General features: G+C 43.0%; 20 protein-coding genes. 11 read left to right on the top strand and 9 right to left on the bottom strand.

Features of this window, described 5'->3' with window-relative positions; translation table 11 throughout:
* Nucleotides 1-12: 12 nt before the first annotated feature.
* From ACMXYR_RS13210 to ACMXYR_RS13225, 4 genes are all read right to left on the bottom strand, one after another.
* A complete protein-coding gene (locus ACMXYR_RS13210; protein WP_415901948.1) occupies nt 13-582 on the bottom strand; it encodes a TetR/AcrR family transcriptional regulator in 570 nt (189 codons plus the stop codon).
* Nucleotides 583-852: 270 nt separating this feature from the next.
* Nucleotides 853-1,317, bottom strand: a complete 465-nt coding sequence (locus ACMXYR_RS13215; RefSeq protein WP_415901949.1) for a DUF302 domain-containing protein — start codon at nt 1,315-1,317, stop codon at nt 853-855.
* Nucleotides 1,318-1,465: 148 nt separating this feature from the next.
* Complete coding sequence (locus tag ACMXYR_RS13220) at nt 1,466-2,254, bottom strand: substrate-binding periplasmic protein (RefSeq protein ID WP_415901950.1); 789 nt, start codon at nt 2,252-2,254, stop codon at nt 1,466-1,468.
* Between the two features lie 79 nt (nt 2,255-2,333).
* Nucleotides 2,334-4,004 (bottom strand): PAS domain S-box protein, encoded by a 1,671-nt coding sequence (locus tag ACMXYR_RS13225; RefSeq protein ID WP_415901951.1) that lies wholly within the window; start codon nt 4,002-4,004, stop codon nt 2,334-2,336.
* 256 nt (nt 4,005-4,260) lie between these two features.
* Between ACMXYR_RS13225 and ACMXYR_RS13230 the strand changes: the two genes are divergently transcribed.
* From ACMXYR_RS13230 to ACMXYR_RS13265, 8 genes are all read left to right on the top strand, one after another.
* Nucleotides 4,261-4,749, top strand: a complete 489-nt coding sequence (locus ACMXYR_RS13230; RefSeq protein ID WP_415892419.1) for a hypothetical protein — start codon at nt 4,261-4,263, stop codon at nt 4,747-4,749.
* Between the two features lie 127 nt (nt 4,750-4,876).
* A complete protein-coding gene (locus ACMXYR_RS13235) occupies nt 4,877-5,479 on the top strand; it encodes an EAL domain-containing protein (RefSeq protein ID WP_415901952.1) in 603 nt (200 codons plus the stop codon).
* Nucleotides 5,480-5,549: 70 nt separating this feature from the next.
* On the top strand, nt 5,550-5,996 hold the full coding sequence (gene cadR / locus ACMXYR_RS13240; protein ID WP_415901953.1) for a Cd(II)/Pb(II)-responsive transcriptional regulator: 447 nt from the start codon (nt 5,550-5,552) through the stop codon (nt 5,994-5,996).
* Between the two features lie 96 nt (nt 5,997-6,092).
* Nucleotides 6,093-6,728 (top strand): cation transporter, encoded by a 636-nt coding sequence (locus tag ACMXYR_RS13245; protein WP_415901954.1) that lies wholly within the window; start codon nt 6,093-6,095, stop codon nt 6,726-6,728.
* 236 nt (nt 6,729-6,964) lie between these two features.
* On the top strand, nt 6,965-7,723 hold the full coding sequence (locus ACMXYR_RS13250; RefSeq protein ID WP_415901955.1) for a substrate-binding periplasmic protein: 759 nt from the start codon (nt 6,965-6,967) through the stop codon (nt 7,721-7,723).
* Between the two features lie 381 nt (nt 7,724-8,104).
* A complete protein-coding gene (locus ACMXYR_RS13255) occupies nt 8,105-9,010 on the top strand; it encodes a DoxX family protein (RefSeq protein WP_415899116.1) in 906 nt (301 codons plus the stop codon).
* A gap of 125 nt (nt 9,011-9,135) precedes the next feature.
* The gene (locus ACMXYR_RS13260; RefSeq protein ID WP_415899117.1) at nt 9,136-9,633 is read left to right on the top strand and encodes an RNA polymerase sigma factor; all 498 of its coding nucleotides are present in this window, start codon (nt 9,136-9,138) and stop codon (nt 9,631-9,633) included.
* Nucleotides 9,630-10,274: a hypothetical protein gene (locus ACMXYR_RS13265; RefSeq protein WP_415901956.1), complete on the top strand. Its 645-nt coding sequence runs from the start codon at nt 9,630-9,632 to the stop codon at nt 10,272-10,274. The genes ACMXYR_RS13260 and ACMXYR_RS13265 overlap by 4 nt, the downstream gene beginning before the upstream one ends.
* Before the next feature lie 30 nt (nt 10,275-10,304).
* Here ACMXYR_RS13265 and yegD read toward each other — a convergent pair whose 3' ends face one another.
* Nucleotides 10,305-11,672: a molecular chaperone gene (yegD, locus tag ACMXYR_RS13270; RefSeq protein WP_415901957.1), complete on the bottom strand. Its 1,368-nt coding sequence runs from the start codon at nt 11,670-11,672 to the stop codon at nt 10,305-10,307.
* A gap of 671 nt (nt 11,673-12,343) precedes the next feature.
* Here yegD and ACMXYR_RS13275 point away from each other — a divergent pair.
* Nucleotides 12,344-12,967, top strand: coding sequence for a LysE family translocator (locus tag ACMXYR_RS13275; RefSeq protein ID WP_415892432.1), 624 nt, complete (start codon nt 12,344-12,346; stop codon nt 12,965-12,967).
* Between the two features lie 134 nt (nt 12,968-13,101).
* Here the strand turns inward: ACMXYR_RS13275 and ACMXYR_RS13280 are convergent, their stop codons facing one another.
* From ACMXYR_RS13280 to ACMXYR_RS13290, 3 genes are all read right to left on the bottom strand, one after another.
* Nucleotides 13,102-15,066 (bottom strand): TonB-dependent receptor domain-containing protein, encoded by a 1,965-nt coding sequence (locus tag ACMXYR_RS13280; protein ID WP_415901958.1) that lies wholly within the window; start codon nt 15,064-15,066, stop codon nt 13,102-13,104.
* A 381-nt stretch (nt 15,067-15,447) separates the two neighbouring features.
* Nucleotides 15,448-16,782 (bottom strand): histidine kinase sensor domain-containing protein, encoded by a 1,335-nt coding sequence (locus ACMXYR_RS13285; RefSeq protein WP_415901959.1) that lies wholly within the window; start codon nt 16,780-16,782, stop codon nt 15,448-15,450.
* Complete coding sequence (locus tag ACMXYR_RS13290; RefSeq protein WP_415901960.1) at nt 16,779-17,483, bottom strand: response regulator transcription factor; 705 nt, start codon at nt 17,481-17,483, stop codon at nt 16,779-16,781. The genes ACMXYR_RS13285 and ACMXYR_RS13290 overlap by 4 nt, the downstream gene beginning before the upstream one ends.
* A gap of 141 nt (nt 17,484-17,624) precedes the next feature.
* On the opposite strand from ACMXYR_RS13290, the gene ACMXYR_RS13295 reads away from it, so the two are divergent.
* Entirely contained in the window at nt 17,625-18,122 is a 498-nt protein-coding gene (locus tag ACMXYR_RS13295; protein ID WP_415901961.1) for an aminoacyl-tRNA deacylase, read from the top strand.
* 793 nt (nt 18,123-18,915) lie between these two features.
* A complete protein-coding gene (locus ACMXYR_RS13300; RefSeq protein ID WP_415901962.1) occupies nt 18,916-19,749 on the top strand; it encodes a hypothetical protein in 834 nt (277 codons plus the stop codon).
* Between the two features lie 49 nt (nt 19,750-19,798).
* Here the strand turns inward: ACMXYR_RS13300 and ACMXYR_RS13305 are convergent, their stop codons facing one another.
* Nucleotides 19,799-21,397: a S8 family serine peptidase gene (locus tag ACMXYR_RS13305; RefSeq protein WP_415901963.1), complete on the bottom strand. Its 1,599-nt coding sequence runs from the start codon at nt 21,395-21,397 to the stop codon at nt 19,799-19,801.
* Nucleotides 21,398-21,458 lie beyond the last annotated feature (61 nt).

Here is a 21,458-nt window from a genome sequence, read left to right on the forward strand (position 1 = left end):
TCTCAACGATTTCTAGTTCGTTTTCAGTGCTGCTAACATATCTAAGAAACTCTCGCAGACATCACCCACCGTATCATCTTGCTGCACCGCTCGCCCTACAACAAAACCGCCCTGTAAGACACTCAAGGTTAACTTTGCTAAAGCTTCCGGTTTATGGATCTTTACTAATGCACCGGATGATTGCGCCTCGCTATAAATCGCTGTGAAGCGTTTATGCATAGTGGAAAAATAACGTTCCAAAGGTGCTAACAGCTGTTCATCTTCGACCGAAGGGTCTTGAACGATCCGCCCCATACGACATCCCTTCAACGCATGTCGAGGCAATCGCAAATAGGCACTGACTTGAGCTAACCAATCACCATCCGTTTGCGCAATGATCTGATCAAACTCAGCAAGCAAGTCATCCGTTCGGGATTCCATTGCAGCAATCGCCAGATCCTTCTTTCCTTTAAAATGGTGATAGAAGCTGCCTTTACCCACACCACTACGCTCTAACACCTGATTAGGACTAGTGGCATCATAGCCCCGCTCCCAAAGCAGTTGCTTCATGGTATCGATCAATAACTCACGCGTAGCAGCCATAACTTAGTGTGCTCAATATTCAAGTAACAAACATACTAGTAGGTACAGAAAGTATTTTCAAGGGAATAGATAAAGCTGTAGAACCCAGCTAGAAACAGCTAAACACGGTCAAAGGCTTATAAATGCTAATGAAACCATTCCGCTTAAAGGCGGTTGAAGAGAAAATTAGATTCCACCCTTCGCTGGAATGACGACTAGAATGATTTGCATCTGATCTGATCGCTTTTTGCTGTATTCAGCCGATCTAAGCTGTTTTTACCCGCTTTTCTCCTACTCCGTAGCCGCCTTTGCAAACTTACCCAGAGCACCTGACACTTTGTTTAGTACTTCATCGCACCCTTGAATATTGTGGCGCTTAGCTAAGTGGGATGGATCGTTATAACTTAACCAAACAGAGCCTTCCTCATCTTCCCAGATCAGTGCTTTTTGCGGCAGGTCGATCGCGACACTTTGTGCGCAAAGCATCAAGGGCGTACCAACTTTTGGATTTCCGAAAAGGACCAACTGAGTATCTCGTAGCTCCTTACCAATTTTCTCAGCGCCAGCGCTGTGATCAATTCGGGCAAATACCGTCATGCCTTTAGCGTTTAAAACCGTTTCTAATTTATCGGCCGTTTGAACCACGCTGTGTTGGCTTTTCACATTGATCATGCCATCTCCAGCCTGAACTGAAGTACTCATTGCAACGCCCAGAGCAACTGTACCCGCTACCGCACCTGTGATTTTTCCCATCATTCATCTCCCTATTTATAATCTCTAATTGCTTAGCTCGGACAAGCAAAATGATGATTAATTCAATTTAAGCGATATATCAGGTTTAGCCATTTAAGATAGAGACAGGCATAAAGGAGAGACAAACCTTTCAGAAGAAGAGTGTTAACTTTTACATTAGGTATTTACTGTAAATTTGTTCGTATTTGTCTGATGCTTTCACTTTGTCTAAAGCCGCCTGCCACCTTTGGATCACACTATCTGGGATCTCTTTAGAGCAAGCAATATAGAGAGGAAACTCCAGTAATTTAACCTGCGTGGGAACCAGAGCATCTGCTGCTTTATCTATCTGCTTTAAATAATAAACAACGCCTAGAGGGCTAATATTTACAGCCAATTCGGCTCGATTTGAAAATAATAGGCTGAATTGACGATCTCTGGCAGAAAGCTTTATTACATTGGTAATACCTAGCTCATCTACCTTATTTGCGACCAGCCCTTTATAAGGAACGGTGATGTTATTTGCCTTTTTAACATCATCAATCGTACGGTAAATTTTGGTGTTATCTTTGCGTTTGTAAAAGTAGATCGCTTCTTGGGATATAGGGCCGATCCATTTGAACTTAGCTTCTCTTTCCGGTGTTCGGAACAAAGAGAAGTACATCACATTAGGTAAGGTTTCCAACATCCGATCGCCTCGGACCCCTGGATAGATTGAAATAGGATACTCTTCGCCCAACTCATCCATAATTGCCTGAACAATCTCTATTGAGAACCCTCTCAGCTCGCCATTTTCTTCATAATTGTATGGAGCCCAATCCTCAGTAATAACTTTCAAATCAGGCTGAGCAATGGCTTGATAGCTATAGAACGAAACAATCCAAATCAGCATTAAGCGCAATAAAGCGACTTTTATCTGCGCGAAATTTATGTTCACAATGATGGAGTTACAGTTACGCATAAGCTCAATTTATTCTTATTGGGTGAGTAACGAATTTAAGTATAGACGCTTTCCTAGACTGCTTATGCCCACAGAGTTTTCACTCACAGGACAGATCAGGCAAAGTTAGTTTAACGAGCAAACCTGGCTCATTATTGTGCAAACTGATGCTGCCACCTAAGACAACCGAGACGAGGTTATAGACTCTATAGAGGCCAAGCCCAGACGTACCATGTCCCATTTTGGATGAGAAAAATGGGTCAAAGGCGTGCTCTTTAACCTTCTCATCCATGCCTTGACCGTTATCAGAAAAATCGATTTCAACACCGGATTTTCCCTTAAACACGGCAAGCTCAATTAGGCTGCCCTCCTCTAGCTGAGCGTGGTTCAGGCTGTTCTCTATGAGACTTACTAAAATTTGTTCGAGTGCTTCTTCATTACTACAAATCCTCAGATCTGGAGGAACGTTATTAGCTAATTCGATATGTCTCTGTTTACAACGATGCAAATAAGCACCAAAAACCCCTTTAGCAATGCCATGAAGAGAGAAACTTCGAGTAACTTTTGTTTTGGTATCACTTGATAGCTCTTTAAAGCGATTAATCAGATTAATGCTTCGATTGAGATTGTGATCCATCAAAGCAATCGATTCCGCTTCTGTTTCCAAATATGCACGGAGTTGAGACTGACTCAGGCTGCTGTTATCAAAAGAGTGTTGTAACTCTTCCAAATTATTTTGTGCTGTCGTTAATCCTAAGAGAATATTCCCTAAAGGAGAGTTCAGTTCATGCGCTACACCAGAAACTAAACGCCCAAGTCCAGCGAGCTTTTTAGCTTCAACTAGCTGCTGCAGTGTTGATTGCAACTCCTCGTGAGCCCGTTTTAATTTGAGGTGATGATCTTTTTCAGCTTGCTCAGCTTTTACACGATCAGTTATATCCTGAAGCGTTTCGATGGCACCTACTGTATTTCCGTCAGTATCTAGCAACGGCGAGGCATTAAAGTGGAGCCAATGTCCAGAAGGGCCGATGTTGGGGAAAAGATCCTCAGCTTCACAGGCGCCGTTTATCAAACTCGATACAGCAAAGTTATATCCGTAGTACCCCTGTATCTTTTCAGCGGGTGCATTATCCACAACAAGATCGGCCATAGTTGGCCTTGATTCAGCATAGAAGCCTCGCCAACTATCATCACGCCCAATTGCTTCACTCGCAGGTACACCAGTCAGCGCCTCACAGGCTTTATTCCAATGGGTCACCTTGTGCTCTTTATCAATAACAAAGGTGGCAATAGGGCTACCTTGTAGTATCTGCGACAGTTGTTGCTGGCTGGCTTTCACTGCCTGCTGAGCATTATGTAGAAGCGTTAAGTTACGCCCGACCCCTCGATAGCCGGTAAAGTTACCTTCTCGGTCATAAGCAGGCTTACCACTAACCGAATAGTGCTGAACAACGCCATCATTCCCTGGTACTTCATATTCAAAATCGCGGAAAGGCAGGTGTTTTTCGTAGCAATTGATATGCACCTGTAACTCTTTATCGGTTAGGCCTTGGATAGGCATTTCCCAACGTCGCTTTCCGATAAAAAGGCTTTGTTTACGCTGCAGTTTCTCGGTCAACATCCCCCAAAATCGCACAAACCTAAACGAAGCATCCTGCTCCCAAAACCAATCGGAAGACAGGCCTGCAAAATCAGACAGAAGCTCATTCTCATCTTCCAACTCTTGGATCCGCTTCTGTAATGCTTCTATGGATGGCGTTTTATCAGACATAACCACAGTTAATACAAATGGGGTAACTCAATTCAGAATAGTTAAGGAACCGCCTATTCACCAAATTCCCCCATTAACTATGTCGATCTTAGAAGCATCTCCATGCCGGAACATCAAAATAGATTTGACATAGATTTAAAAAACGAAATAAGATGTATTTTTCTTACATCTTATGTTTTTGTAGCCCAATATCCTTATTCATCTACTTAATCAGTACAGGTTACAAACGGGAAAATTCTGGCAGGAGAACATCAATATGCGCCTAGCTAGTGCCAATCAATCCATCGCTAATGCTTTACTCAAAGGGCAAAACAATAATCAGTGGAGTGCCGTGTTATTAACACAGCACAAGCAACTTGAAGAAGAGATCGCCAATATTCAACGATTACTGGCACGTGATTTTTGTCACTTACTTCAACTAGATAAAGCGCTGAAAAGGTTGATCAAAGGTGTGGTTATTCATCTCGATCTAGAAACCTGCTTCCTAGTGCCGACACTGCAAGGTAGCGAGCTAAGCGCCCAGCAAAAACTTGCTCTGACTCAGAGCTACAAGAAACTCCAACAGACATGCCATAACACCAGTGACTACATTCATCATCTAAAGCTGACCAAAGGTAATCGCCTGATCAATATGGAAAATAACCTGAACATTCAGAGTTTCCTTCAGGAGATTAGCCAACGTTTAAAAGATGAAGACTCTATCTATTCTTGCCTAGATACTGATGAGGCGACTTATGCTGTTTAACTATAGTGGCCGCGAAGCTCACCTGGTTTGGTATTCACAGGAGCTTTTTACTGCGGGGTTAGATAATGGCTACGGAAGAGAAGTTCTGTGCAGGGGGTTCTTCTTAGATTCTGGGGCCAAAATCCCCATGCGAGAACTGATCCCTTATCTATATCGAAATACAGAACTGCTATTGAGAATGACCAGCCAGCAGATTAAAGACACGCTTGATACACAGTTTGAAGATGAATCCAGCATTTGGATCAATCTTGCCGGGCCTCTGATCGCTAGTGACCAGCTCTTTAAAAAACTGTGGCAGGACGTTCTATTAGATTTGGATGAGAAACAAAAACAACGTTTAGTCTTGGAAATTTGCGAGCACGATATTAGTGATGAGATCGTGTCCCGTCGCGTGTCTTTTTTAAAGCAGCATGAGTTTAGTATCGCCATGGATGACTTTGGTGCGGGCTATTCCAATTTGCAACGGCTACTGCAAGCACCCTTCGACATTATCAAGCTCGATCTAAAACTGCTAAACGACGTACCAACAGATCTCTGGGCTGCCAGCTTTTACCATCAAATCATTAAACTGTGCTCATCTAAAGGCTGCATCATCGTAGCTGAAGGCGTTGAAACCCAGCTGCAATCTGATTTTGTACGTTGGGCGGGTGTTGACCTTATTCAAGGCTATCTCTATTCCACCCCTACGGAACATCGCTACTCAGTCTGCCAGCAAACGACTAATACCTAGCGAGTAGATAATTCATTTCACCACCCACCTGAACAAGCCTATAATTACTTTAGGGTTTGAGGATATCTTTATGAAAATAGGCCAATTAGCAAAACGCACAGAATGTCAGGTAGAGACCATTCGCTACTGGGAGAAAGAAGGCTTAATTCCGGCTCCCTATCGTTCTGAGGGTAATTATCGGATCTACAACGAGCAGCATCTAAGTCGCATTCTGTTTATCCGTAACTGCCGTAGTTTAGATATGAGCCTTCATGAAATACGTACATTGCTGGCCCTAAAGGACCAACCATCTGAAAGCTGCCATGATATTAACGATCTAGTTGATAGCCATATTGAGCACGTAGTTAAACGCATCCAAGCCCTCACATCTTTAGAACAAGATCTACGCAGTTTACGCCAACGTTGTGAGACTGAGAGCGATATCGAACACTGCGGAATTCTTGAAGGGCTCTCCTCCGAGAAGCCCCATACTGAACCAGACACTGACACGCATATTAGCGGTCTACACGGCCATTAAAATTGCGATTACGAGACTTCCTTGACCCTATAGTGGCTATAGGCTTTTTAATTACCTTAGAACTTTTTTACACGATGTCGTTTTGAGGAAAAAACAATGGCCGGTAGCTGCTGTAATGCAAACCATACTAAAAGTGCATTAGAAGATGGGCGCTTTCGAAAAGCCCTATGGATCGCCCTGTTGATCAATGCCAGTATGTTTATTATCGAGATCATCGCTGGCTTGAATGCATCTTCAGCATCTCTACTCGCTGACGCGATCGACTTTTTAGGCGATTCCGCAAACTATGTCATCTCACTGTCTGTTCTTTCCATGGGTATGTTATGGCGATCCCGAGCCGCACTGATCAAAGGGGCAACTATGCTACTGTTTGGCATAGCTGTTTTGCTAAAAGTGCTATGGGATGCGTTTAATGGCCAAACTCCAGAACCAGTCACTATGGGCATTATTGGCTTGCTAGCATTAGTGGCGAATGTAACTGTAGCCATCATGCTTTATACCTTCCGTAGTGGCGATGCAGATATGCGTTCTGTATGGCTTTGCAGTCGAAATGATGCCATTGGCAATGTTGCAGTGATGATCGCTGCTGCAGGTGTATTAGGTAGTGGGCAAGCATGGCCAGATCTTTTAGTAGCGAGCATCATGGGCCTATTGGCCACCAGCGCTGGCATTAGTGTAATAGCGCAAGCAAGACAGGAATTAGAATCTGGACCTACGAAACCCTGCTCCTAAGGTATCAAGAGAAACTCAGCTCTACACTAACTAGTGTTTATATCCCTACAAACCTAGTCAGTTTAAATCCGTAAAAAGCGTTGTTATGCTCAGATCTCTATAGTTATTTAACTATCAGTAAGTTCTGTGGGACACGTCTACCTCTCAACACACGGTCATTCGTCTCTATCCAATACATCTTTGACTATAGTGAAGAGATAAACGTATTTTACTGCTGCCTTAATTGAGGTATTCCGTTGTTACGACGCCCTTTCATCTACGCACTCATGCTGACAACTCTATTTTGCTTTCATAGCGCCAAAGCTGAGGTCGAGACATTAGTTGTTGGCGCTGATTCTTGGCCCCCCTTCCGCTTCGTGACGCCTGAAACCGTAACTGGTATTGACCACGAGTTATGGAAAAAGCTGTCTGAGCGAATAGGTTTTAAAGTCCATTACTTACGCTGCCCATGGAAACGTTGCTTGCGGATGATGAAAAATGGTCAGATCGATGCAATGAGTGGCTTAGCATGGCGTGAGGAAAGAGCTGAATATATCACTTACGCTTATCCTCATTACTACAGCTGCAGCACACAGCTGTATCTACCTCATGGTAAGTCTCGCCGCATCAGCAAACATAGAGATATGCATGCAATGACCATTGGCATGGTTGGTGGCTCTGCTTATTACACCGAATTCGATCAGGATACGGATATCTATAAAAAAAGTGTGACCCAAGAAGCTGTATTGCCGAACCTATTGCTAGAGGGAAGAATTGATAGTTTTATCGGCACCGACTGCCAAGCAGATTATGAACTTGCGTCGCGCGGGTTAACGCCTCAAATAGATAAAGCAGTTTTTAAACCAGGGAACAAGGTCGATCTATTTGTCGGACTCTCTTCAAATTCACGATGGGCGCTGCGAAAACAAGAGTTTGATCAAGCCCTACAACAGCTACGCGAAGAAGATTTTGAAGGGAATGCTCTTAAATTAATCTCTCCATTCGCAGTTGAATAACATAATCTACTAAAATAAAACTTACCCCAGTTTTCTGTGGATAAGCGTGTATATTAATTTTGGACAACCGCTACAAAGCCTATAAATTCTGGTTTAGAGCGGTTTGTTTGTTTTTTAACCTTGTGAGTTAAGCTTTCAGTTATCGTCCATTAAATCAACACTTTAATTCAGAAAAGCCTCCCTTTTTTTCATCTTTTTCATAATTAATTTTCAAAGTCGTGCAATCAAAATACCTACTGATGCGTCTTTAAAGGCAGCTACACCTTAACGCCCCAAGAGCACCTGTCACTTCAAAGCAAATAACATAATTGCACCCCAGTTTTGTTGCTTAGCTTGGAAATGCTCAACGGGGCATTTTTTTTATCTGCAAGGCTTATATAGATGAACAATACCCTTACTCACAATCGACAAAAAGACTACGATGAAGCTGCTCTATATTTACGCTTAGGTCTCGGTATTCTTTTTATTATTGGCGGCGTATCTAAACTCAGCCAGTTACTTTCCAGCACTAAACATGATGCCATCGTTGCTAATTACATGGGATCAACAGGCTATATTAATGAGCTTTTTCAACAATATCTGTTTACGGGTTTCTTGGGCGAGCTATTAACTCCATCTCTCTTTCTTACCTCACTTTCAGCTTTTGAGCTTATCTCTGGTATCGCCTTAGTCGTTGGCTTTTTAGTGAGACCTCTGGCACTTATTTATGCCTTCCTGCTTTGGAGCTTTGTATTCTCATTACCCGTCATGACGGTGCCTGACACTGAGATTGCGGTAAAAACCTATACCTCCCCGGCCATGTTTGTACAGATCAGAGATATCGCGCTTTCCGGCATGATGTTTGTGCTTTTTAATCTAGGTCCAGGCCGTTATAGCCTCGATCTTTTACATAATCAGCATGATTACAGCATGAGCTGGGAAGCTCTAGGCTTACTGCTGCGCCTCTCTATAGGTATCATGTTTTTAGTCAGCGGCAGCTTTGGCGCTTTCGCAAAAGTCCCTACCTTTGCTACGTGGCAACCTCTACTGTTACTTGCAGGCCTTATTATTCTATTTGCACCACCGTTATTGGTTAGAACAGCAGGCGCTGCAACCGTAGCTATTATGCTCTGGTATATGGGCTACAAGCTTAATTTTGATAAAAATCTAATCGCTAACCTAAATAGCTTTAAACGTGAATTTGCTTTCCTTGCTGCCGGTGTTGTTTTGATCCGTTTCGGCGGAGGTGAACGTTTTGCGTTTAACGATCTAATCATGCGCTTTAAAAATCCGTTGAAAATTCACTAGGAGGTTAAAAAAACCGTTACCGAATGAAACTCTTCAGATAATTAGTGTTCCAAATGGCTTAGCCAATAATTATCTGGATAGGCTGCCCATATTTTATGTTTGGGCAGCCACGGTACAACTTATAAATGCTAGACAAAAATAGGCTCAACCAACTTTATCGCTATGCTTTATCCCTCACTCGAAACGAGGATCAGGCATACGACCTACTCCAGCAGTGCGTAGAAAAATTTCTACGCAATAACTCTGCACAAATAAAGGAACCTGAAGCCTATATAAAACGCAGCATTCGTAACGCGTTTATTGATCAATGCCGCGGGGATAACAAACTACTTTCTTTAACCGATCTACCTGATGCAGTAGAAAAGATAAACCAAGCATCATCAGACTCTTTGGAAAACTTATTTATCCAACAACGTGATGTTGAACAGCTATTAAAGCTACTAAGCGCAGAAGAAAGCGAATTACTCTATCTATGGGCAATAGAAGAGTACAGCATGACAGAAATAGCTGAGATACAGGGAGTGCCGCGAGGTACCTTGCTGTCCAAAATGCACCGATTAAAAAAGCGAGTCCAACACGAGTTAACCGAAGAGCGATGGGATCTAAAGGAGGTGATGCAATGAAATCAACCGCGCCTAAAAACTTAAAATCAGCTCTCAAAGCGCACTACCAAGATCAATCATTGAGTGAAGATAAGTTAGCTCAGCTAATCTCTATACAAGAAGAACTTAGCAACCCATCGGATATCAATATTGAAGCACCGATAAATAACATCAGCTGGCTAGATCAATGTAAAACTTGGTTTAAACGGCCACAATTAATGGTTTCGACATTGGCTTTAGCCAGCATAATTATGGTTGTCAGCTTGATGCCGATGCCTATCTCAGCCCCTAGCATCATTAATGAAATTGCGGGACATCACGAGCAACCGAGTGAAATATCCGTATACACATCGTCCATTGATGAGCTTGGGCAACAGCTAACGCGGTTAAGTTTCAACCTGATAGCATCCAGTAAACTTGGTAAGGATATGTGGCAGTTGATTGGTGGTAGCTACTGCTCAATTAATGGTGAACTTGCCGCTCAATTGAAGGTGCGAAACATTGAGAACAATCAGACCTACACTTTCTACCAAGCAGAATATCCAGAGGGCCTAACCCTAGAACAGGTTGATACTCAAAATATTATTAACAACCAAGGAACGGCCGTTACTCTCTGGCAAGAAGGCGGATTATTACTGGGTATTGCACACACCACAGAATAAACCACACCCATTATGCTTTATCGCATGGGTTTAGCGGTAGAGCTTTTCAGCCCAGCGCGTTAGCCCAGCAGTCACGCTACCAAAGTGGTCGCCGTCGACAACGTCTATATCACCCAATAAAGATGCAATTGCCTGTCGGACAGCAGGCGATTTTGTCGTACCACCAGTAACATATACCAGCTCAGGTGTGCAGCCCGCTTGTTTTATTACTTCACTCATCAGATCCACGATCTTCGCTACCGGGCGTTCTATTGCCGACTCATACACCTCACGACTGATTGGCTGCGACAATTCCTTATCAAGATAGCTTAGGTCCGAAATAACTTGTTCCTGATCAGACAAAGAGATCTTCGCTAGCTCGGCACTGCGTACTAATTGATAGCTTTGTTTCTGCTCTTGCAGCTGAATTAAACGTGCTACTTTTTCAGGCTCCGCTGCATCACGCTGCATTTGCTCCATCATTTCGATCGAAGCTAAGCTATTGAATTCGACCTGCGAGGGTATGTCATTTACAGATACGGCATTCCAGTATGACTGAGAGGGAATAGGTAGCCCATTTTTCAATTTCCCTCCCATACCTAGGACTGGTGTTAACCCGTAGTAAGCTAGATGAATATCAAGGTCATTTCCCCCTACCCTAGCACCGCTATGGCCAAGGAAGTCAGCTGAACGTTCTGGCTTATCGCGATAGCTAGGGCCCATTTTGACAATAGAACAGTCACTGGTACCACCACCGACATCGACAACTAAAACGACTTTGTCTTCCTCTAACCCCGCTTCAAAATCAATTCCGGCTGCTAAAGGCTCATACAGAAGCTCAACGTCGACAAAACCAGCCCTTGCTGCAGCACATTTCAATATACGACAAGCTTGCTGATTAGCCTCTTCGCCACCACTGCCTTGGAAGTTAACCGGACGCCCTATAACGGTTTGGGTAATGGAATCACCCAGTGATTTTTCAGCCGCCTGCTTTATCTGGAACATCATGGCTGTGACGACATCTTCAAAAAATGCCAAATGCTGTGTTTGTAAGCCACTCGCGCCTAAAAAGGATTTTGGAGATTTAACAAAATAGCCCTCTTCTGGCAGATCGATATATTGCTCTATCGCTTCCTCGCCAATAAAGAGAGTCTGCTCTTCAGATAACACTCCAAGAGATAAACGAGACGCTGAAGCCTGTCTCAATTGGAGGCTGCGTTCTTTAAGGTAAGTATCGCGAATTTTAGGATTACTAATTTGACGCGCAACACCCTCACAGATTAATTCGCGAGAGAGTGCATATAGAGTAGAAGGTACATATTTCTGTTTCTGATAAAGTGACAATAACTGCACACTCTTATCCGTTTGCAGAACGCCCATGGCGCAATTTGAACTACCGTAATCAAAACCAGCAATCATGCTTTCGATCTTACTTCTTCAGAAAAAGGGCGCGCAAAAGTAACACTTTTTAACGCCCTTGATAAGCACCGCCTTTCTATACAGATAAGCCTCAAGTAAAACTCGTATCTTTCTAGAAAAGAACAACCCATTTCTAGCTTTTCTAGCCTTTGGATAACCTTGAGCGACAAAGGGAAAAAAGAGAGTAGGGACTTACATAATACGCCCAATACGCTTGTGAACAAACCTTCAATAACAAGCCTATTATTGTAGAAATAATCCATTTCAACCTTCTCCCCACAAACTGTGGATAAGCTTGTTAACTAATTATGGACATCCTTCATAAATCCCATGATTACTAGCCTATAGAGAATTGATCATATTTCAACCTTGTAGAATAAAGATCAAACCGCTCAGTAATATCAACATTTTTGTAAAATTTTTTCTTGCTCAAAAAGCCTGTATAAAAATTAGCCAGTCAAGACCTAGCAGTAAAAAAATCCATCCACGCAAGCTGTGGATAAATCTGTGAGTTAATTCTGCGTATCCCTCTCAAAGCCCATTGTTACGGGGGTGTAAAAAACTGGTTGTTTTTTACACCATAAAAATTATTTTTCTTACTAATTGATTTTGCACAGCATAAACTCCTCGCTATATTAAATTTGTCCATAACAAAAGGTAGTGTTTTTCTGATGTCACTCACTCTTTTATCCCTGTTTATTCCGACCTTCTTTTTTGTCTCCATTACACCCGGAATGTGTATGACCTTGGCATTGAGTCTAGGTATCTCTATTGGCGTCAAACGTAGCTTACATATGATGTGGGGAGAGTTAATTGGTGTTGGTTTGGTTGCCGCGTCTGCAGCTTTAGGGGTCGCGGCAATAATGCTGAACTACCCAGAAGTGTTCACTATTCTAAAGTGGGGCGGTGGTGCTTACCTTTGTTGGCTAGGTTATGAGATGTTTTGCTCTAGAGGCAAGCTAGTCATTACCGAGCCTGGTGAGCAAAAACAAGAAGTTTCAGGATTACAGCTAGCAACAAATGGCTTTCTTACTGCCGTTGCAAATCCAAAGGGCTGGGCATTTTTTGTCACCCTCTTACCTCCCTTTATTGATGCAGATCTACCTATGGCGCCGCAATTAGCCATACTAGTTGCTTTGATTCTTTTACTTGAATTCATCTGCCTGCTTATCTACGCCAGCGGCGGTAAACTACTCAAGCACCTTTTAATGGAACGCAACAACGTTCGCCTTATGAATCGCATCGCCGGAAGCCTAATGGTTTTAGTTGGTTTATGGTTAGCTTTAGGAAAGTAATTAAAAAAACCCCACCAGCTCAGCTGGCGGGGTCTGATTACGTTTCCTTAGAAGGGATGGACGTCAGTCCTAGAAGCGTAAAACAGTTCTCGACAGGCCTCCTACAAGATTAAGCCCGCACTGATATATGATCATCAGAATTTAAACTTGGCACCTAACACAACCGAGCGACCAGGCTCATTCAAAGTAGTATCTGATCCGAACTCATGTCCATAGGTTGAACGATCAGCATAAGTTTCATCGAAAATATTATTCACTGATAGACGTAACGTCAGGTTGTTCAATGCTTGCGGAGTGTAAGCAACAAATGAATTAGCTACTGTATAGCTAGGAAAAGCCCCATCGACAGGAGATGTGCCATCATGCCCATCCATCGAGAAGTAGTGATGTACGTCTGCACCAAAGTTGATATTGGTACTATCAATTGACTGGACAAAATCAGCTTTTAACGATTTGCCAAGTGGAGTACCAATATAATAAGCGCTTGTTGAGCCTTCAATGCCATTAATTTCAGTATCAACATCAATATAACTCAGTCGAACAAAGCCAGACTGCCATTCATATCGAGTATTAATTTCGAATCCATCAGACTCAACATCACTGTAAATATCTGGACCACCGCCATATTCTTCATCTCGGATATCACTGATATCCGTTTTAAAGATTTTCGCGCCTATAGTTAAGCCGGCAAGTGATGGACTTAAACCTTCAGCATTAAAATTCATACCAAGAAATCCGTTATCGGCTTTGGACTCCTTTAGACCTGCTGAATAATCCCAAGCCGCATTTGCTATATACGGTTCTGTTAATTGCACGCCACCAAATACATGTGAGTATCCAGCACTCGCAGTTACAAACTCAGTCAGATCATATTCACCAGTAATATTACTGGATAACCCACTATTATCATGTTTAGAGCCATCAACACCTTCAAGTTCATGATCATCGTAACGAGCACCGAAGGAGATTCGAGCCCGCTCACTGAGCGATAGTCGAGCTTGCGCAAATACACCAATGTTCTTTGCTTTTTCTACTGGAAATTCATTAAAAGTCGGGAAAATACCCTTAGTTGTATCGTCGTAAAAATCAATACCGGCATCTACAGTACCGTCTTCCAGTACAAATTCATTAGCCAAAACGCCATTTATACTTTCATACTCACCTGAAGTCGGGTAGCTGCTATTAACCCAGACCAATTCAGTTTCTGAGTGAGCAATTTTTACATAAGGGTTAATCAAACCTTTAGGTGCTTCGTTTTTAATAGCAAACACAAGCGTTTCGCGCTTTAGTTCGTTGTTCTCCGACAAGAAGCCTCGATTAAAGTTAGCTCTTTCTGGACGATGTCCATCATCTTCTACTTTTTCGTAGGATAGCTTTGTACGGTAACCACTTTCATGCAGATAACCGACTTTCAATAAGCCTGATTTCATCGCTGTTTCTGAGCCAATAACATCATCACCATTTCCATCCTCGAAATCGTCACCAGATGCGCTCTTTACGTAACCGAGTATTTCAAATCCACCCGAGCGGCCATATAACGCGACATTTCTATCGAATGTTTCACCGTTAGTGTTGTACTCAAGGCCAACAGAACCACCGAAATTGTCACCATCTTCCAATAAGTCGGAAACATCTTTGGTTTCATAGACCAGTGAGCCACCCAACGCTCCAGGACCAGCATCAGCAGGTGCAACACCGGCATCGACACTCACAGCTTTTAACAGTTCAGGATCGATGATGTTCGTAGCTGAATGGTGAAATAATTTGTTATTTTGACGGGCACCATCAATGGTCACAGCTAAGTTTGTCTCTTCTACACCGTTGACATATACCTTTTGTGACGCAGCAATAGAGCTCCCCACTTCCACACTTGGTGTATTTCTAAACACATCTTGAAGGTCATTCGGATTTAGACGCTGCAGTTCTTCCAGGCCAATACGAGTTTCACCAACGTCCGAAGCCACACCCTCTACTTTAATTTTGTCCAAGCGCTCATAGCTTTTCTCTGTATCTTCTTGAGCAGCAGCAATTTGGCTGGATACCGCATAACCAACCAGTAAAGACAATGAAGCTCGTCTTTTGTTTTTCTGTGAAATCATGTAATTCCTACCTACATTAAACTTATCAAACTAAAGCTGAGAGTGAACATAGCCAAAATTTTGCGCGTCACAAACACAACAAATAATAACCATTTACAATTACGAGCCATTATCAATAACTGTAAAATAATTGTCACAACGTTTACATTTGTTACTTACTGATGATTTTGTTAGGGGAAAATATCTCAATCAAAGCGAGTTTTTTAGCCACTAGATAAAGGGCTTAACAATTGGAGGCCTAGGTTATCTATAGGTGCAGAGAGGGAAAAAATCAGGTTCTATATGGAGGAATCCGGAGTTCAGAGAAAACTAAGATTCCCTCCACAATGATCAGCTAAAGAAGAAACACAGCGAGTTGAATTTATCTTATCCAACTCCCTCTTATACCGGTAATATTATTCTTACCTGTAAACCACCGCAGGCCAAATTTGACGCTTTGATTGAGCCTGACACCGCTTCTACCTGCCTTTTAGCTAATGCCAATCCAAGCCCAAATCCACCCGAATCGCTACCTCGTGATTTTTCAACTCGATAGAATGGCTGAAAGATTTTTTCGAGCGATTCCTTAGGAACACCCGGTCCTTGATCACAGACTGTAAGTAAGTACTCATCATCCTGAATACTTAGTTGAATACTGACCTCTCCACCCTGAGGTGTATACCGTAGAGCATTGCGAATAACATTCTCTATCGACTGCCCAAGAATTCGGTGACTAGAGGAATCAAGTGGCGCGCTCTCAGGCATACTACTAACGAGCTTACGATCGGGATATTCGAAACGGGCGTCATCGATAATGCTATCTAGCAGGTCCACCAGATCAAGATATTCACCTTTGATCTGAGGCTTCTCGGTATCCATCCACGCAAGCGTCAAAGCATCTTCGGTCATTTCACGCATTTGCGCGACTTCACGCTGAATACGCTCGATATTTTCGGGGCAGTTCTTTTCACTGATACTGCTAAGCGCCATTTCTATACGTGTAATGGGTGTACGTAGCTCATGGGAAAGGTCAGCAATTAGCTGTCTTTGAGTAACGATCAATCCGCCCGTATGTTCCGCCATGATATCGAAAGTTCGGGCTAATGAAGCTAACTCATCATTACGTGCTCCCAGTGATTGACTCACACGAGCATCATAATTCCCTTCATTGAACTGCCTAGTCGCTTTTTCCAATTTCTGAATAGGTGTTACTAAGTGTCGGTAAAGCATCAAGCACACCAGCGCTAAAACCACAAAAGGCAGTGCGATCTGTAACAACAATTGTGCTGGTTTTAAAAATCCACCCGGCCTCATACGTTGCGGCAAACGGATCAAAAAATGGGTATGACCGTCAACAAAAGGCAGTTCCATAATGGGGTTATAGGCATAGTAAAGATGAATCATATATTCAACATTTCGACCAAGCCGTAAACTACCGGTGTAATAATCATCCATGTAGTTACCGGCCAGCAAGGTTAAATCCGATCCAGCAATTGCAACCCAGGTATCCTCACGCTTTTCCAGATCCTCGATCCATTGATCAAGCAACTGCATTTCACCTGTTTTATAGATTTCCTCGGCTTCAGCTGCCCAAGACTTCATCTCTAGCTGGTGTTTTTCAGCGATTAGGCTCATACGTTGCTCGGTATGATTTGCAAGCCAATCGATCACTCCGTATAAAGCAACGGTACCTGCTACTAGAATAGCGAAAAGTTTCCAAAACAAACGCCGTTTCATTTAAAGCAGTACCCTTCACCATGTACCGTTTCCAAAGCTGAAACATCAATACTTTGCTGAGAAAGCTTGCGCCTTATTCGACTCACGTGCATATCTAAACTGCGGTCGTAGCGACTGTATTCTTTGTTAAGAACAGACTGGTAAAGATGTGGTTTACTATGAACTTCACCACTTTGTTTCACCAATGCCCATAGCACTTTAAATTCGATTGGTGTGAGGATTACCTCAAAATCCTTCTGATAGACTCGATTCTGCTTTCGGTCTAAGTGGAAGAAAGGGGTTTGAATAGTATCTTGTTCGATCTGGCTTTCTACCAAGTATCGCGTACGACGTAAAATGGCTTCGATACGTAGTAAGAGTTCAGTGATATTGAAAGGTTTTGCTAAGTAGTCATCCGCACCATTACTGTATCCCGTAATTCGCTCTTCCTCTGCACCACATGCAGTCAGCATCATCACCGGAGTTTCGCGCTTTTGTCTCAATTTACTTAAAAGTGAAAAGCCATCTAATCCTGGCAAAAGTACATCCAACAAGATGAGGTCATAGGTTTTACTTAATGCGGAAACCAATCCCTGACGTCCTTCGAAACGCTGATCAGTTTCGTACCCCTGCTCTTCCAGGAGCGAGGTGATCTGATTATTCAACGTGCGATCATCTTCAATAATTAAGATCTTCGCCGTTGAAGCAATACCGTTAGCCATAGTTACTACTCGATTAAATAGTAATCAATTACATTTACGAATGGAGTTTATTTCAGCCCATTCAAAAATGCAATTTCCTATAGCGTTCCCATAATCGGCAACTAAACTTATACAACGAAGTCTCTTATGGGAGGAATAAGCATGTCCGTATCAGCCACACTCTGTAGTTTTTTAGAAAATCAGGGCTGCAGTTATGACACAATCAAACACGACTACTCTTTTACTTCTCTCGATAGTGCGCATAGGGCTTCAATACCGGTAACACAGATGGCCAAAGCGGTTGTCATTCATCAGAAAAACAGGTTCACCCTTGCTGCCGTTCCTGCGATGAACAAAGTTATGCTACCCCAATTGGCTGCAATTACCGGCTCTCCAGCCAGATTAGCAAAAGAAGCTGAAATAAAGCGTATATTTGGTGATTGTGAAGAAGGTGCTATCCCAGCTATAGGGCAAGCTTATGGTCTCGATGTGATTTGGGATGACCAATTGGCTGAAGCTGAGGATATCTACATTGAAGCCGGCGATCATCAAAACTTAATTCACCTGAAACGGAAACAATTCCAAAACTTAATGAAAAATAAGCAGCACGGTGAAATTAGCTGCGCACCTGAAGAGCTTTATGATCTGAGCCATTATTAAGATACACCCCGTTACATTAACCATCCTGAATATAAATATTCAGAATTAAGTTTTGGGTGCAAAAAAATCCAATTCACTGCTTTTATTCGAGGCTACAGTTAAACGTAGTTAGATGGATATAGCATAAATTTGGTAAGGTGGAGTTACATACTTTATTCGGGGGCATAGTTTATGTATCCCACTCAAGTAAAATCCCTCGGAGCGCTTATCCTTTGCTGTTTAGTTTCCATTTTGTTACTAGGTCTATCTACAGACGCACATTCTGGAAAAAAACTTAAAAGGTAATGGCTTCCCCGCAGGCTTTCATTTCAATTTAAATCTACTGGGTAAAAAAACTCAGGCACCCGGTGTATTCAATTGTCCTAGTGAGGCAGACTATCGTTGCCAAACAGATGATTTAGGTTTCATCCCATGTGATCCCAATATTGAAGACTGCATTCTAGTAACAGATGATTCGAATACGCAATTTTATTGCCATGAAGATCCATCCCAAAATGTAGTTTTTATTCCTCGATACGACGCTAATACCGATGCAGATACGAGTGTTGCGATTCAATCTGGTAACACTAAAGGAGGCAAAAACAAGTCAGCACCAACTTCTGATTTAGATGGCGACGGAATTCCTGACTTAAAAGTCACAGATTGGTGTACCGAATCGTTTCCAGATAACGATGGAGCCGATGGAGCAATTGTTACCCTACCTCCCTACGACCATGGCTATGCAGTATTTGCCCGTGTTACAGGCAAACCTTGTAATAATGTTAATGAAGCTGGTGAATGCGTAACCGGAACCATGTTTACCAACAATTTTGGTTTTGTCAGCGATGACCAAGGCAATGACCTACTAGCTTTAGGCTTCGTCACAAAAGACGGTGAATGGAATAACTTTAATCTAGAACGTGAAAAAGACGGTACTAAAACTAAAGGCCCCGGAGGTAAAGGCGTAAAACCAGCCCAAGATATCAGTAGTGCTTTCACTTTTACGGGTTCAGTCTGTTACATCTCACCCGGTGACCAAAGATATTTTTGCGGGCAAATCACACCAGCAGATGACGATTTTATTATAGGAGCTGATGAAGAAGGGACCCCCGTTGATTCTGATAACGATGGCTCAACCGACTACTGGCTTCCTATAGAGGATTGGTTCTGGGACGACCCAGATGACAACGGCGACGGCATAACTACTGTGGATGTAGGTGAAAATGGTGAAGATGATTGGGCCGACGTTACAGCTAATATCTTCTCAACTGTCATGTTATCTGGGACAACTACAATTCAAGGCTGTGCAGTTAACGCCTATTGCTATGACAAAGCTAATAATATCTATGGCCTTCTCACAACCTCTGATCAATTCGATGCATGTACGGCGATGATAGAAGCAGATATAGCCAGCGGAGCCGTTCCCGCGATCGGTTACTTTGAACAGTGGAGCGACCCTAACAAACTCGTAGTCGATGCCCCTACTGTTGGCACTTGCAAAAGCTGGGAGAACGAATGGGTATTTAATATTGCTGATTTCGTAGAATATGTCTGGGGAATAGACAATAACGGTTCATATAATATCCAAGTACGATTCTACCCTTATGATGATGTCTGCGATCAACTACCTGGTGGCTGTAGCAATTGATACTCCCATAAAAAAGCCTGCTAATGCAGGCTTTTTTATCACGGAGGAATCAACCACCACATTTTCTCCAACCGCCTTTACACTCGCCATCAGATCCTCCAGATCCACCGCCTGAAGTAGTCACTTCAACGGAATTACTCAACACCCATGCAGATGCTCCAGCGCTGTTTCTAGCTAGGATTCGATATACATAAGTGCCACTATCCAAGCCTTCATCTGAGTATGACGTTTCAGTTCCAATAGGAGTTGCTACTGTACTGAAACCACCGAGTTTACCTCGCTTATTCTGTTTACTACGCTCAATCGCATAACTGGTTACAGTACCTTGCGATGGAGCACTCCATGTTAGTTCAACAACACCTGCATTAGCATCGAAGCTTGCAGAGAAGTTTTCAGGGGAACCAGGTTTTGTTTCTGTCGGCTCATCATCAATCGGTTCATTATCTCCAGCCTCAATAGCTCCTAATGCGTCATACACTTGAATAAGGCCGTGGCCAAAAACACTATCCCAACCTGAGTCACCTAAATCCGCAGCACTTGCTTCAAGCGCAGCCTGAACCTGATAGCGATTCAAACTCCCATCTTTTGATAAAAGGATAGCTGCAGCTGCAGCTGCGTGAGGGGCTGCCATGGAGGTACCCTGAAAAAGATAATACCCCCAACTACTTTGCCCTTGAGACCAAATGTAAGTTTCTTGTACAACTCCATCACCATAACTGTCATTTGGAATGTGGAGGTTTTGAGATGTATTACCACCCGGAGCGACTATGTCTAATTTTGGGCCTTGATTTGAGTAGGGAGCAATACCATCAACATCCGTCGCCCCAACAGCTAAGGTTTCTGGATGACTAGCTGGGTAACTTATCCCGTCTGTAGAACTATCATTGCCAGATGCCACTACTATCGTCACACTGGTATCGGAATTAGTCAGGGTTGAATAGGATGGATAATTAACAAATTGCTCCAGTGCATACCCTGCAGGATAGCCAAGACTCATATTAATAACTTGAGCACCGTTATTAATAGCCCAAGCGATACCTTCTGCAATATCAGCATCCGTACCGGAGCCACTATCGTCCAAGACTTTTACCGGAAGAATACAAGCGCCATGAGCTAGCCCTGCTACACCAACACCATTATCAGTGCTTTGAGCTACTGTACCGCTAACATGAGTACCGTGCCCATCGCCATCTGCTACATTGGCACTGCCATCAATTGCATTGTACCCTGGTAAAACACAGTCTATTCCGTCAGGACCACCTGACTGTAAACCTGTATCTAATACGGCAACATTCACACCAGCACCATCATAATGTGCCCACGCTTGTTCAGCCTGAACAGCGCCAAAATGCCATTGATAACCGTAGAAAGGGTCATTAGGCGCGAACTTTCGAGCAATATAGTTTCGACTGGCTTTGCGCCCTTTGCTTCTTAACGCTAAGGTTTGTGTTAATTCTTTGCCGGGGGACACTTTAAGGATGGTTAAATCTGCATTGGGAAGGTACTTAAGAACTTCGTACCCTTCAGATGCAGAAACCTCACCTTTCACAACGACCTCTCCCGGTCGAAACTCAATCCCTGCTACAGCAAAACTGGCCGCTAAAGAGCAACCTATAGCCACACAGAGAAGTTTTAATGGCGTTTTCATAACCACCCCACCTTGTCATTATCAAGTGATAAACAGATATCAGGCAGTGCAACTACAGTTG

The organism is Neptuniibacter sp. QD29_5, assembly GCF_047778125.1.
Lineage (GTDB): Bacteria > Pseudomonadota > Gammaproteobacteria > Pseudomonadales > Balneatricaceae > Neptuniibacter.

Bases quoted from the DNA above. Each gene is read 5' to 3' on its own strand.
- ACMXYR_RS13300 (WP_415901962.1), top strand. From the start codon at position 18,916: ATGTTTACCAACAATTTTGGTTTTGTCAGCGATGACCAAGGCAATGAC.
- ACMXYR_RS13260 (WP_415899117.1), top strand. From the start codon at position 9,136: ATGCTAGACAAAAATAGGCTCAACCAACTTTATCGCTATGCTTTATCC.
- ACMXYR_RS13235 (WP_415901952.1), top strand. From the start codon at position 4,877: ATGCGAGAACTGATCCCTTATCTATATCGAAATACAGAACTGCTATTG.
- ACMXYR_RS13265 (WP_415901956.1), top strand. From the start codon at position 9,630: ATGAAATCAACCGCGCCTAAAAACTTAAAATCAGCTCTCAAAGCGCAC.
- yegD (WP_415901957.1), bottom strand. From the start codon at position 11,672: ATGATTGCTGGTTTTGATTACGGTAGTTCAAATTGCGCCATGGGCGTT.
- ACMXYR_RS13215 (WP_415901949.1), bottom strand. From the start codon at position 1,317: ATGATGGGAAAAATCACAGGTGCGGTAGCGGGTACAGTTGCTCTGGGC.
- ACMXYR_RS13285 (WP_415901959.1), bottom strand. From the start codon at position 16,782: ATGAAACGGCGTTTGTTTTGGAAACTTTTCGCTATTCTAGTAGCAGGT.
- ACMXYR_RS13255 (WP_415899116.1), top strand. From the start codon at position 8,105: ATGAACAATACCCTTACTCACAATCGACAAAAAGACTACGATGAAGCT.
- ACMXYR_RS13230 (WP_415892419.1), top strand. From the start codon at position 4,261: ATGCGCCTAGCTAGTGCCAATCAATCCATCGCTAATGCTTTACTCAAA.
- cadR (WP_415901953.1), top strand. From the start codon at position 5,550: ATGAAAATAGGCCAATTAGCAAAACGCACAGAATGTCAGGTAGAGACC.
- ACMXYR_RS13225 (WP_415901951.1), bottom strand. From the start codon at position 4,004: ATGTCTGATAAAACGCCATCCATAGAAGCATTACAGAAGCGGATCCAA.
- ACMXYR_RS13305 (WP_415901963.1), bottom strand. From the start codon at position 21,397: ATGAAAACGCCATTAAAACTTCTCTGTGTGGCTATAGGTTGCTCTTTA.
- ACMXYR_RS13295 (WP_415901961.1), top strand. From the start codon at position 17,625: ATGTCCGTATCAGCCACACTCTGTAGTTTTTTAGAAAATCAGGGCTGC.
- ACMXYR_RS13245 (WP_415901954.1), top strand. From the start codon at position 6,093: ATGGCCGGTAGCTGCTGTAATGCAAACCATACTAAAAGTGCATTAGAA.
- ACMXYR_RS13280 (WP_415901958.1), bottom strand. From the start codon at position 15,066: ATGATTTCACAGAAAAACAAAAGACGAGCTTCATTGTCTTTACTGGTT.
- ACMXYR_RS13210 (WP_415901948.1), bottom strand. From the start codon at position 582: ATGGCTGCTACGCGTGAGTTATTGATCGATACCATGAAGCAACTGCTT.
- ACMXYR_RS13275 (WP_415892432.1), top strand. From the start codon at position 12,344: ATGTCACTCACTCTTTTATCCCTGTTTATTCCGACCTTCTTTTTTGTC.
- ACMXYR_RS13290 (WP_415901960.1), bottom strand. From the start codon at position 17,483: ATGGCTAACGGTATTGCTTCAACGGCGAAGATCTTAATTATTGAAGAT.
- ACMXYR_RS13220 (WP_415901950.1), bottom strand. From the start codon at position 2,254: ATGCGTAACTGTAACTCCATCATTGTGAACATAAATTTCGCGCAGATA.